The 12,478-nt window shown below is 58.3% G+C and carries 11 protein-coding genes; 7 read left to right on the forward strand and 4 right to left on the reverse strand.

The window, feature by feature from the left end; all coding sequences use genetic code 11:
• Positions 1-29 precede the first annotated feature (29 nt).
• Both ACZZZU_RS23610 and ACZZZU_RS23615 read left to right on the forward strand, forming a co-directional pair.
• The gene (locus ACZZZU_RS23610; protein ID WP_122494986.1) at positions 30-1,181 is read left to right on the forward strand and encodes a M24 family metallopeptidase; all 1,152 of its coding nucleotides are present in this window, start codon (positions 30-32) and stop codon (positions 1,179-1,181) included.
• A 10-nt stretch (positions 1,182-1,191) separates the two neighbouring features.
• Positions 1,192-2,301: an arginase family protein gene (locus tag ACZZZU_RS23615; protein ID WP_463552003.1), complete on the forward strand. Its 1,110-nt coding sequence runs from the start codon at positions 1,192-1,194 to the stop codon at positions 2,299-2,301.
• Between the two features lie 43 nt (positions 2,302-2,344).
• Here the strand turns inward: ACZZZU_RS23615 and ACZZZU_RS23620 are convergent, their stop codons facing one another.
• A complete protein-coding gene (locus ACZZZU_RS23620; RefSeq protein WP_463552004.1) occupies positions 2,345-3,220 on the reverse strand; it encodes a LysR family transcriptional regulator in 876 nt (291 codons plus the stop codon).
• Positions 3,221-3,356: 136 nt separating this feature from the next.
• Here ACZZZU_RS23620 and ACZZZU_RS23625 point away from each other — a divergent pair, with 136 nt between their 5' ends.
• The 4 genes from ACZZZU_RS23625 (at position 3,357) to ACZZZU_RS23640 (ending at position 7,168) form a co-directional block, all read left to right on the forward strand.
• On the forward strand, positions 3,357-4,232 hold the full coding sequence (locus ACZZZU_RS23625; RefSeq protein ID WP_463552005.1) for an SDR family oxidoreductase: 876 nt from the start codon (positions 3,357-3,359) through the stop codon (positions 4,230-4,232).
• A gap of 150 nt (positions 4,233-4,382) precedes the next feature.
• Positions 4,383-5,462 (forward strand): NAD(P)H-dependent flavin oxidoreductase, encoded by a 1,080-nt coding sequence (locus ACZZZU_RS23630; protein WP_463552006.1) that lies wholly within the window; start codon positions 4,383-4,385, stop codon positions 5,460-5,462.
• Between the two features lie 110 nt (positions 5,463-5,572).
• Positions 5,573-6,271: a hypothetical protein gene (locus tag ACZZZU_RS23635; protein WP_463552007.1), complete on the forward strand. Its 699-nt coding sequence runs from the start codon at positions 5,573-5,575 to the stop codon at positions 6,269-6,271.
• Between the two features lie 288 nt (positions 6,272-6,559).
• Positions 6,560-7,168, forward strand: coding sequence for a DUF6338 family protein (locus tag ACZZZU_RS23640; RefSeq protein WP_463552008.1), 609 nt, complete (start codon positions 6,560-6,562; stop codon positions 7,166-7,168).
• 478 nt (positions 7,169-7,646) lie between these two features.
• On the opposite strand, the gene ACZZZU_RS23645 is transcribed toward ACZZZU_RS23640, so the two are convergent.
• Together ACZZZU_RS23645 and ACZZZU_RS23650 are read right to left on the reverse strand one after the other, a co-directional pair.
• Complete coding sequence (locus ACZZZU_RS23645) at positions 7,647-8,993, reverse strand: hypothetical protein (protein ID WP_463552009.1); 1,347 nt, start codon at positions 8,991-8,993, stop codon at positions 7,647-7,649.
• Between the two features lie 224 nt (positions 8,994-9,217).
• Positions 9,218-10,561 (reverse strand): hypothetical protein, encoded by a 1,344-nt coding sequence (locus ACZZZU_RS23650; RefSeq protein ID WP_463552010.1) that lies wholly within the window; start codon positions 10,559-10,561, stop codon positions 9,218-9,220.
• Between the two features lie 668 nt (positions 10,562-11,229).
• Between ACZZZU_RS23650 and ACZZZU_RS23655 the strand changes: the two genes are divergently transcribed.
• Positions 11,230-11,472 carry a DUF3077 domain-containing protein gene (locus ACZZZU_RS23655; protein ID WP_463552181.1) on the forward strand — a complete coding sequence of 81 codons (243 nt, stop codon included), beginning with the start codon at positions 11,230-11,232 and terminating at the stop codon, positions 11,470-11,472.
• A 147-nt stretch (positions 11,473-11,619) separates the two neighbouring features.
• On the opposite strand, the gene ACZZZU_RS23660 is transcribed toward ACZZZU_RS23655, so the two are convergent.
• Positions 11,620-12,414: a hypothetical protein gene (locus tag ACZZZU_RS23660; RefSeq protein ID WP_463552011.1), complete on the reverse strand. Its 795-nt coding sequence runs from the start codon at positions 12,412-12,414 to the stop codon at positions 11,620-11,622.
• Between the last annotated feature and the right edge of the window lie 64 nt (positions 12,415-12,478).

The raw sequence follows: 12,478 nt of genomic DNA on the forward strand, positions 1-12,478 counted from the left end.
AGCACCTTTTCCCTAAGGAGGGATTCGCCATGATGACTGCTTTTCCACTGCGCACTTACCGCCAACGTATGGAGGCCGTAAAACGCCGCATGAGCGAGCGCGGGCTCGACGCGCTGGTGATCAACTACCCCGACAACATCAACTACCTCACCGGCTTCGACAGCCTGGGTTTCCTCTGGTATCAGGCGCTGATCATCTCGCCAAAACTGGCCAACCCGATCTTCCTGACCCGCACCAGCGAAGAGCCGTGCACCTTTGAATTGTCGTGCCTGGAAGAAGGCATTTTTTACGACATCGCCAAGCAAGACCCGCTGCGTATCGTCGCCGACTCGCTGGAAGAACTCGGCCTGAGCCAGGGCCGTATCGGCCTGGAAATGCAGGCCTCGACCTTTAGCGCGCTGCAATACACCACGCTGCTCGGCCATATGCCCAACGCCCATTTTGAAGACGCCTCCGTGGTGGTGGCCGAAGAACGGCTGATCAAAACCGCCGAAGAAATCGAGTACCAGCGCACCGCCGCGCGCATGGCCGACCAAGGCATGCGCGCCGCTTTTGAAGCGCTGCGCCCGGGCATGTCGGAAGTGCAAATCTCCGGCATCGTCGCCAAAGCCCTCGGCGATGCGGGCAGCGAATACGCGGCCATCAGCCCGATGTGCGCCACCGGCCGACGCAGCACCATGACCCACGCCATGCCGCACCGCCTGACCATCAGCCCCGGCGACGTGGTGATTCTGGAACACGCCGGCGTGTGCAACCGCTACCACGCGATCCTCATGCGCAGCGCCGTGATCGGCAAACCCACCGCGCGGGTGCGGGAAGTGTCGAACTTGCTCACCGAAGCCTTCAACGCCGCCATCGACATCGCCAAGCCCGGCACGCCAGTGGGCGAGGCCAACCGCGTGTGCAACGAAATTCTCGACCGCATCGACCTTTCGCGCACCCGCGTGCACCGCATCGGTTACAGCCTGGGCCTGGCCTACCCGCCAACCTGGCTGGAAGCGATGATGGTCGACGAGGCCGACGACCATGTGTTCCAGCCGAATATGTCGTTCTCCATCGAACCGAACCTGTCGCTCTACAGCGAAGGCTTCGGCCTGAAACTGGGCGACACCGTGCTGTGCGGCAAAGACGGCTCGCAGAGCCTGTCGGAAATCCCACCTGAACTGCACGTGATCGACTGAGGAGCCCGGCATGACTGCAACCATGGACGTGTTCTGGCACGACGATGTGCTGCGCCACGACACCGGCTACGGGGTGTTCGAGGCGCCGCCCAGCGCGTTGCTGGACGAACAAACCCAACACCCCGAAAGCAGCCCGCGCCTGGTCAACATGCGCGCGGTGCTGCGCAACGGCGCGGTGGCCAAACAGCTGACCTGGCACGCCGGCCGTCACGCCAGCGAAGAGGAGCTGCTGCGCTTTCACACCGCCGCGTACCTGCGTGACATCCAAAGCGCCGACGCCGACGGCCGCCGCTTCAGCAGCACCACGCTGATGAACACCGGCAGCCTGGCCGGCTTGCTGGCAGCGGCAGGCACCAGCATTGCCGCGTTGGAACGTACCCTCGCCAGTAGCCGACCGGCCATGGCGCTGGTGCGCCCGCCAGGCCACCACGCCGCACCGGCCATGGCCGACGGCTACTGCTTCTTCAACAACGTGGCGGTTGCTGCCCAAGCCGCGCGGGCAGCCGGCGCCGAGCGGGTGGCGATCATCGACTGGGACGTGCACCACGGCAACGGCACCCAGGCCGGCTTCTACGCCGACCCCAACGTGCTGACCGTTTCCCTGCACATGGACCACGGCGCCTGGGGCCCCAGCCATCCGCAAACCGGTGGTGTGGACGAGCGCGGCGAAGGCTCGGGCGAGGGCAGCAACCTCAACATTCCATTGCCCATGGGCGCCGGCGATGCCAGCTATGCAGCGGCGTTCGCACGCTTTGTCGAACCCACCGTGCGCGCGTTTGCGCCGCAGCTGCTGATCATCGCCAACGGCCTCGACGCCTCGCAATTCGACCCCAACGGCCGCCAGTTGCTGACCATGAAAGGCTTCAACCACCTGGCCCAGCGTGCGCGCGTGCTGGCCGATGAACTCTGCGGCGGACGTTTGTTGGTAGTTCAAGAGGGCGGCTACAACCCGGCCTACAGCGCCTATTGCCTGCATGCCGCCAGCGAAGGGTTTCTCGGCCAGCCCAGCAGCCTGCCGGACCCGCTGGCCTATATGCCGGAATTTGCGGCGCGCAGTCAGGCCGATATTCAAGCCTTGGCCGTGGCATTGAACGGGGCAGGGTGGGACTTTCCTTTGTAGCGACAACGACCACGGCTCGGCCGGGCGTTGCCTGCCGAGCCGTCTAACCCGGCAACACCAGCGAGAGGTCCGGGTAGCGCGCACAGATAAAGTCCACAAACGCGCGCACCTTTGGCGCCGCCAGCCGCCGTGACGTGTGCAGCACCCATAACTCGGCGTCGGCGCGAGACACAATTCCCCACTGCACCAACGCACCGCGCGCCAACTGCTCCCACGCAATGGACTGCGGAATCAACGCCGCGCCAGCGCCGGCAATCGCCGCATCGCGGATCATCAGAAACGAAGAAAATTTCAGCCGTGGAATCGGCTCCAGCAGTAAGCGGCCATCGTCGAGATTCCACTGCGTCGGCTGAAAATTGCTGAACACCACACTGGCAACTGGCTGCACGGCGCCGGGCGCGGGCATGGCAATGTGCGGCGCCGCCACGACCACGAGGCGGTCTTTGGCAAAACAGCGGCCGACCAGGTTGCTGTCCGGGCTGGGGTTGATGCGGATGGCCACATCAAACTGTTCCTCGACAAGGTCAACCAGGCGGTCTTCGGCCACCACGTCCAGCGTGATTTCCGGATAAGCCGCGCAGAACTCGGCGCCAATGCGGCCCATCGCCAACTGCGAAAACAGTGCCGGCGCCGCCACGCGCAAGCGTCCACGGGGCGTGGACAAACCTTCGCGCGCCGCCGTCATCGCCTCGGCCACTTCCCCCAGCGGCCCCTCGGTTCGCGCCATCAACAACGCGCCGGCCTCGGTCAGCTTTAGCCCCCGTGCGCTGCGCTCCACCAGGCGAACGCCCAGTTGCTCCTCCAGCTCGGCAATGCGCCGCGACAACGTGGCTTTGCTGCGCCCACTGGCGCGGCTGGCCTTGCCCAAGCCTTCGTTACTGGCGACAAGGGCGAAATCGATAAGCGCATTAAGGTCCATGGCTGTTCCAGATATGAAACGGGGAGTCTCGATGGTGGCTTCTTCGTTTTAATTTCGCAACGACCTACTGTGGCGCCAACGCAGCAAGGTCAGCCGATGTTGCTCGCGTACCCCTTCACTCAAGCGGAGATACACCATGAGCATTCTCATCACTGGCGCCACTGGCACCGTCGGGTCCCTGATCATCCAGCGCCTCAGCGATGCGGGCGCCGAGGTTCACGCCCTGGTTCGCCAAGCCGGCAAAGGTCAATTCCCAGCGGGCGTTAAAGAAGTGGTCGGCGACCTCACCGACGTCGCTTCCATGCGCGCCGCCCTGGTCTCGGTGCGCACCTTGTTCCTGCTTAACGCCGTCACCCCGGACGAAGTGACCCAAGCCCTCATCACCCTGAACCTGGCCAAGGAAGCGGGCATTGAGCGCATCGTTTACCTGTCAGTGATCCACGCCGACCGCTTCACCGAGGTGCCGCACTTCACCGGCAAACACACCGTGGAGCGCATGATTGAAACCCACAACCTGGCCGCCACCGTGCTGCGCCCGGCGTACTTCATGCAAAACGAATACACCGTGCAGCAAGCCATCGAACACTACGCCGTGTACCCCATGCCCATCGGTGCGGCAGGCGTGGCCATGATCGACGCCCGTGACATTGCAGACATCGCCGTCGCCGAACTGCTGCGCCGCGACCGCGCCGCCACTGCGCTCGAAAGCCTGACGCTCGAACTGGTCGGCCCGCAGGCGTTTACCGGCAACGAAGTGGCCGCCATCTGGAGCAACGCCCTCGGCCGCCCGATCGCCTACGGCGGCGACGACGTAGCTGCCTTCGAACAGCAAATGGGCGCCTTTATGCCCGGCTGGCTGGCCTACGACCTGCGCCTGATGATGGCCGCCATCCAGACCCATGGCATGCAAGCGGCGCCGGGTGCTTTGGAACGCCTGGAAAGCATTCTCGGCCGACCGCTGCGCCGCTACGAAAGCTTCGTGGGCGAAGTGGTTAGCGCAAGCCGAAGCTGAATAGCGGGGCAGGGAAGACACGCCAGAATTCGCGCGAAAACGTAGAGCAGTTAACCCCGCGCTCTTCAACCAACCGCCGTTTTCCACCATCATGCAAGCCGCCGCGCACCCGCGCGGCGCGCCTGTTTCTCCCGTTGCAAGGATGCCCACATGAAAGATTGGCCAGACCGTCGCCTCACCGATTTGCTCGGCGTGCAGCACCCCATCATTCAAGCGCCCATGCTCGGCGCGGGCGCTGCTTTGATGGCAGGCGCCGCCCAAGTCGGCGCCTTGGGTTCGCTGGCCTGCGCGACCTTGACGCTTGCCCAAGTCGAGAGCGAAGTAGCCGCCTTTCGCGCCGCCACCGACGCAGCGCTGAACCTCAACTTCTTCTGCCACCAACCCGCCCCGACAGACGACGCCGCCCAGGCCCGTTGGAAAGCGCAGCTGGCCGACTACTACCGCGAAGTGGGCGCCGACTTCGACGCCCCCACGCCCGTCTCAAGCCGCGCCCCGTTCGACGAAGCGAGCTGCGCCCTGGTGGAAAAACTGCGCCCTGAAGTCGTCAGCTTCCACTTCGGCCTGCCCGCCGAACCGCTGCTAAACCGCGTAAAAGCCACCGGCGCTAAAGTGCTGGCCTCGGCCACCACGGTTGAAGAAGCGCAATGGCTGCAGGCCCACGGCTGCGACGCCATCATCGCCATGGGCTATGAAGCCGGCGGCCATCGCGGCATGTTTCTGCACACCGAACTGACCACCCAAATCGGCACCTTCGCCCTGGTGCCGCAAATCGTCGATGCCGTCACCGTGCCCGTCATCGCCGCCGGCGGCATCGCCGACTCGCGCGGCATCAACGCCGCCTTCGCCCTCGGCGCCGCTGGCGTACAAATCGGCACCGCCTACCTCTTTTGCGACGAAGCCAACCTCACCCCACCGCACCACACCGCCTTGCGCAATGCGAGCGCTAGCGACACCGCGCTCACCACCCTATTCACCGGCCGCCCGGCGCGCGGCATCGTCAACCGCCTGATGCGCGAACTGGGGCCGCTCAACCCCAATGCACCGGCGTTTCCCACAGCAGGCGGCGCGCTGGTGCCGTTGCGGGCCAAGTGCGAAGCGCAAGGGGTCGGGGACTTCACCAACTTGTGGGCCGGGCAGGCGTTTGCCTTGAGTGCGGGGAGAAGAGGGCGGGTCACGGCGTTTGAGTTTACCCAGGGGTTGGTACGAGGCTGCTTGACCACGTCGGGCTGAAGCCCGTGTATCAGTCAATTCGCCGCAGTAATGGCAATTGAATATTACGGGCGATTAAGCGAGCATCGCCCGCGCTGTACCGATAAAACCCATGACAACAGGACGTCTTCATGCACCCTATCAAAACGCTTCTCGCCTTCACCGCACTGGCCCTGACCGGCTGCGCCAGCGGTCCTACCGTGCCACCGCCCACGTTCCCGGGCATCGAGCAGTCAGACAAAATCACCATCGAAGACCTGCGCCCCAAGACTGAGTCTGAGAAAGAAATTTTCAGCCTGATGATCACCAGCGATGCCTACGCCATTTACCGCGTCGCCGATGACGCAACCAAACCGACCGGCCCACGTCTTCTCGCACACCGCGCGTACGAGTCGTTCCCGGAATTGGCCAGCCAGCCCACCATCAAAGTGCTGCACTTCGTCACCTACGCCAACCTGCAATCGCAACTGCGTAAAACCTCGATCGTCGCCGGCCTTACCGGCCCGATTGGTGTGGCGGTGATGGGCACGCCTGACTACCCGTCAAGCCAAGTGGTCACGACGCCGGTAGACAGCGGGCAACTGGAAAAAACCGCTGGCGACGAGGAATACACCCGCGCCTACTTCACCGAGCAAGAAAACCCCAGCAAGTCGCCGGTGAACGTCATCTACATCGAAACTGAAATGCTCGGCAAACGCGTAGCCAGCCGTTGCCTGGTGCCGCCCGTAACAGGGAAACCCAACCTGTTTTTGGTGGAAGCGTTTGACATGTGCATCGCTAATCACCTGGCGCTGAATAAGGCTGCGGGTGGGCAGACGGCGGCTAAGTAAGTTTTTTGAGGAAGCGGTCGGGTAGGCCGTTTTTTCCGGGGCGAGCAAGGGCCGCATCGACGCTGCCGCTGCTCGCCCGACCCATAGAAGGGGAACAAGGTGTTCCCCTTTTTTGTGGCTGGGATTTGGCAGCGCTGTTCCTTGCGCGTACGCAGTTCCTTCAATTGCTTCACCGAATCTCAGCAAGCCCTCGGTGATCTCATACCGTTGAAGCGGCGCTGGCCGATTTTTCCCGGTCGGTGCCTTCGGTACTGTCACTCCGACCGCAATCACGGAGTGGCATTGGACATGGATAGCCTGGTCAGGGAGCTAATCCCGCTGTTGCAATATTTGATTCCCGGCTTTCTTGCGACCTGGATTTTCTATTCCTTAACGTCGTTTAAGCGGCCAGACAGTTTCGGCCAGATCGTCCAGGCGCTGATATTTACGTTCCTGATTCACGGCGTCGTCGAGGCGCTTGGGTGGGGGCTGACGGGGTTGGGCGACCGCTTTTTCGCGATAGGTAGTTGGGATATTGCCGCGCGGTCTGCTTGCTCGGTCGCCGTAGCGATGCTGCTCGGTTTGGGCTCGTGCTACCTGACGAACAACGACGAGCTTCATCAACTGCTGCGGCGGGGAAAAATCACCCGACAGACGTCTTACCCGTCCGAGTGGTTCGGCTCGTTTTCGCGCTATGCAGGTTTCGTTGTGCTGCACCTTTACAACGATAAGCGCATTTACGGGTGGCCTGAACAGTGGCCAGCGTCTCCGTCAGCGGGGCAGTTTTTGATTCAAGCGCCAAGCTGGCTGGACGCTGAAGGTGCTGAATGGCGTTTCGGTGCCGAGTCCATGTTGATCAATGCTTCCAAGGTCCAATGGGTCGAATTTGTATCGCAAAAAAATGGAGAAACCACATGACTGTTCTAGAACCTCAACCGATGCCCGAGTGCTACCTGCCCACACTAGCGCCCGACGGCAAAACGGTAATTCCTCCAAAGGTGGCTCGCCCAAAAGCGCCTAGCGCTCCACCGGCCTCGACCAAGCCGCCCATGTATTTCTTGGCTCATTGGGTGGCGGTTTATTGAGGCGGTGGGTTCCTTCTTGGTGGCAGCTATTTCACGGGGTGTTTTTTCGGCGCTCGATACTTCTGCGTTATTGAGAGAAACGGGGTTTTGCGCTCCTGTCGTAAGCGTTGGCTAGTTGCACTAGCCTGGGCCATCGATTTTTCGAGGATGATGGCAGTTTTGGGGTGGTACTTCGCCATTGCGCGAGGGCATTCAAGCTGCCCCGTACCTAATACCACCGCGTGGTTAGCAATTCTTCCAACGCCAGGGGAAAAAGGGGACACAGAGATTGTCCCCTTTACCCATTTGCTGCCCCGTTATTCACCACAGCGTCAGGACGCGCTGGTTTTCCAAGTGACGATCGGCTCGGCAAGCGGTGCCTTGCTTCCGGCTGGAGACAATCCGCCAGAATTGCGGAAAAACTGGATATAGGCCGCCAGATAACCCCGTTCGAAATCATTCGGCGCAAAAGGCGTGGTTATTTCGATATAAAATTGACCATCAAATTTTCGATCACGTACCTCCAGCGCGTAATTGTAAGCACCGGAGCAAGACTCCCCGAGTAGCCGCCCTATTTCGTGTGCGGCTGAACGGACTGCGCGGTTGCTTGAAGTGTCTTCGACCCGAATATGAAAACTATGTTTTGCCTTGATCGCAGAGGGCACTTCGCTCACTTCCACCAAAGGGCTCAAGTCAACGTGAACCAACTCTTCGGTCAACGGCAGGTCCGGCGTCCATAGCATCACCGCGTTATCAGCGAGCAAATCACTACGCCCAAGCGTTAGGTAGTTGTAGCCATTCAAATAACCGCCCCGCCAAGTGATTGACCATGTCTGGGACCAGCGTAATTCCTCAACGAGTCGACTTCCATCCAGAGAAATTGCAACAACCAACTGACTATCGCGGGCCAGACTACATGCCACATAAATGCGTGAGGGGTCGTGCCAGATAAGAGCATCGTTTTGATCAACGTCCAAGGGCGTGGAAAAGCGATAAATCGTCCGCAGCTCCGTATGAGGACTGCCGTAATGGTCGAAGTACTTCACGCCTTCCGCGTCCACTAGCCACGTGCCACCTTCCGGCGTAGCAAGCATGGCAAACACGCAGTCCACTACAGAAACGGAAGAAACCATTTCACGTTTTTCAACATCGTAAATTTCGTAGCTAGGTTCGCTGACGGTTCGAAACAAAAACAACCGGTCGGTAAAGCGAGCCTGTCCAGATCGTCCACTCAATCCGCTACATGTGATTTCGTTGATTTTCCGACCGGTCAAATCAACGATGGTCCATATGTCCTCGTTACCTAGTGCGATCAACTCTGGAGCGAAATATCGCTCGGCGCTGAAATATGGGATCTGGAACATAACCTCACCATCCCAGGCGCGCGCCACATAAAAGTCCTGATCAGCGTCTTCGTTAAAAAAAACGTAGGACTGATTTCCACCAAGAACGGAATGAGCAGATGACCATTGCGAATTCGCGGTCAATATTCGCACCTCGTTATCGTGGTAAGTGTCGAAAACGCGCTTGTCGCCGACCGACAGCTTCAGAAAATCCTGGGTCGGCGATTCAAGTTCAAAGTGATTGTTCGAATACTCGGCACGTGATTCCTGACTCTCAAAAAGCAGCCCTTTGCCGGTAGCTTGAATGCCAATTACGCCTAGAAAGTTAAATATCATTTAAGACCGCCCGGTATCTCTTCTCCGTACTGCTTCCTCTGTGTGGGAAGGGGGACGGATTTATGGAAGGGAAAAGGCGACAGATTTATTAATCGACTCTTATTTAGAGCTGGTTAATAAATCCGTCCCCGTTAGTCGCACAGATTGTCCCCTTTGTTCGCAACCAGTACTGCCTAAAAGAAAGATAAAGCTACCCATTTCAAGGCCCGAGCCTACCGTTAAAGCTATTCGAAACTGATAGACAAGCTGCAGTCATCACCGGTCGCTGCGCCTTTGAATAGAGTGTATTGCTCTTCAAGCAAGTAAGTACCTGCGGTTGTAAGCTGCTCGCGCTGCTCAACAGACAGCAAACCCCCATTCTTGAATTGCCACGCAATAGCACCATTGAACTCAGCACTATGGGCGCGGTCCATGAAATCACCGTGATCATAGAGACTCTTGTCGAGAGCGGCGAGCGCATGCCGAGCTGTTATGGAATAGTTCTCGGTGTTATCAATCGAGATATTGATTGAAAATCCCTTTTGACACGCCACTTTGGAAATGTCGAAAATGGGTTTCTCTACTTGAGATGACGCAGAGGTCAAACAATCGGAGTCCTTCCAGAAAGCAGCGTAACTCAATCCAGCACGCATATTACTTTCAATAATCCCATAGATAGCACCGTTGTATTCGCCATCTGAGTCGAAGTTTTGAGGCTCATATCCAGAGATCCCTTCAAAACTGGCTGCTTTGGCATTATCTGAAAGACGATATATATCGATTTTCGAATCGCCCAAGAAAGATACGTACATCCAGATTTTTTTTATCAAAGCGCTATTGACGGGCTTATCCTGGAATGGCTGAAACAGCCTCATTTCAGCGGAGGAAAATTTTACTAACTTGCTATCGGCTCGAAAGAAAAGGTCCCCGTCGGCGGATTGCAAGTGGTAGATTTCGCGGGTATTACTACCAATTTCGATTTTGGAAATAACAGTGAACTCAATAAGATCAAAGATAAAAATAAAACTCTGCTCGTTCGAAGAATGTGCGAGCACTACCAACAGATTGGGGCACGATGGATCATGCAATGCGTCGCCACCACTACCTTCAAATGTGTAACTCCTGCGCACCTCAAAGTCTGTTGTATACTCAATTATCGCGTGAGCCCCGTAGTCGTGAAATACAAGTGAATCTCGGCTTGCAGAGATCAATGAATGTTTATCTAAATGTCCGATCAGCAGTTTTTCGCCGTCAGAGAGCTCATGTCGTATTATCGGAAAATTGTCACTATAGCGACGATAGTTATAGGGGCCTCTCTGTACTTGAGTGCCAATCGATCGTAGCTCGGACGTCACGGCGCGATTCTTTATTTTGACAAATTCACTATCGCGCCAAAGCCAATATCTGTCCTTGGAACACTCCGCGTATATGTCGCCTTTATAAAAGAACAATCTCTCTAGAGAAGCGTCATAAAACACATGCTCGCTGCTATTTTCCATTAGCCAGACGTAGCCGCAGGATGTGATGAATTTGAAGTGTTCAAATAGAAAAGTTATGGATCCAAATCCCGGACAAATAAAATAATTCATAAAATCTCCGCGACGAAAGGGGCGGGTGTATTAATAATATTTTTAGTCTAATTTAGAGTGGTTTATAAAACTGTTCCCTTTTTTGTTTTGGCCGAACGCCGTGTCGATTCAGCGAGGGTTAGGGCAGGTTGAGCTAGGAAGCGCATATGAAGAGAAAATCGCGTCATTGAATACTACATTTCCACGTTGAACATTCCGTTGTTACCGGCGATTTTAGACACTGGCCGGGGTGCCCTGCGGACACTACTGATCCCCCCTCCCGTTGTCCACGCTCCGCTAACTAGTCCAACCAATACTGTGAACGGCCAACAGAAATCTCGCCCATCCTCTTTACGGATTCCCTGCGGGATATGTCTTGCAACGCAGCGCCGCTGGAAAAACCCGTTGCAGGGTAGGGAAGTGGCTTCTATAGTCCCGCCGTCGCTGCCAATTCAGCGACCGGGTTTGGCGATCCGAGTAGATATGAGGCGCACAGCGCTCTCACCTAATAGCAGCGCTTTTTTTGTGTCTGTTGCTAGGTGTTTATGGCGGCTGTGCGCGGGATACCTTCGGGTATGCCGGGTTCCTCTGTCCCCGGTTCGCCAACCTGCGTACAGCTGCCACCCTAATTGTTTGGCGACGATTTGTGGCGGCTCCACTAGACAGCAGGAGCTTCACAATTGAATGACATGTCAAAAGTCACCACCCACCAACCCTTCGACAATCTCGATGACATTCCGCTGTTCGCGGTCAATGCCGGCGTGCCGGTTGAAAATGCGCTGGAACGTGCGGCGGATTTGATGTTGTACGTCCAACGCCTGTCGGCTGCCGATGCGTTTATCGACAGAAGTCAGGAGTCGGCCATTGTGCAAACCCTGAGTGAAATGGCTAAGGCGCTGACGAAGGCTTGCCAGGGTAGAAGGGCGGCGTAGGGTTTGCCGTTGCGTGCAAGAAGGGGAACGAGGTGTTCCCCTTTTTAGTGCCTGGGATTTGAGGTCGCTGTGAATTTGCAGGTTGGTCGATTGCCGTCTTGTTTGCGCAGGCGGGTGAGCCAGGGTGGTGGGGGGCGTACCGCGTGGTTAGGAAGCTTTTGCCTTGTCGACTAATTGCTCCACCCACGCGGCGTCTTGCGCATTAACAACGCCGTACTGATCGGGCGGCGCGAAGGCCCAGTGGTGTGCTGCTTCGGTAAGACGCTGAAGCTCGTCGGTGCTCAGCCAGTAGGCAGTGTTGTGCACGGGAATGGGCGCGCCATCGAAGCGTTGGCCCAGGGTCAGGTTGGTTCTCGGGGCGAACGCGATAGCGACTTCTGCGTGGGCGTGCAGGTGTTTTTCAGGCGCTGGCTGTTTGCCTTCGCGGGCGTAGCTGAAGTTGCCGGGGTAGTGTTTTTTCAGCACCAGCCAGTGGCCGGCGGTGGTGGTTGCCAGCAGCCATTGGGTGATGCCGCTGTCGTAGGCGTCTTCCAGGCGTTCGCCGTTCCAGACGCTGAGGGTGTTGCAGTCCGGGTCGTACGCGTTGGACCACACATTGGTGGCGGTCACTAACGTGTGGCGCTCCAGTTCAACTTCGCCGCGCTCGGGCAAGGTTCGCCAGTAGCGTTTGGTCGCGTCGCGCTTGGCGTGGCGGATGTTGAGCAGCACCCAGGCGGCGGTGAAGAGCAGGGTGGCCGGCACTAGCCAGACGTAAGTCGTTTCGAGGAGGTGGTCGATGTCTAGGTGTGCGTCGAACAGGGTGCGGTAGAGCAACAGGCCGACGATGTAGGCGAGAAAGGGCAGTATCGGGCCGAAGCACAGTGGCGCTACGCAGACGGTGAGCCAACTGAAGCGTTCGCTGGCGGCGCATTCCTGGGCCCGGGCGCGTTCTTCCGGGAGCATGGGGGCGGTGTCGCGTGGGGACAGGGTGGGGTTTGGGGTGTGGAAGTGGGCTAGGGGGCTGGGC

It is taken from the genome of Pseudomonas sp. AC136 (assembly GCF_979258585.1).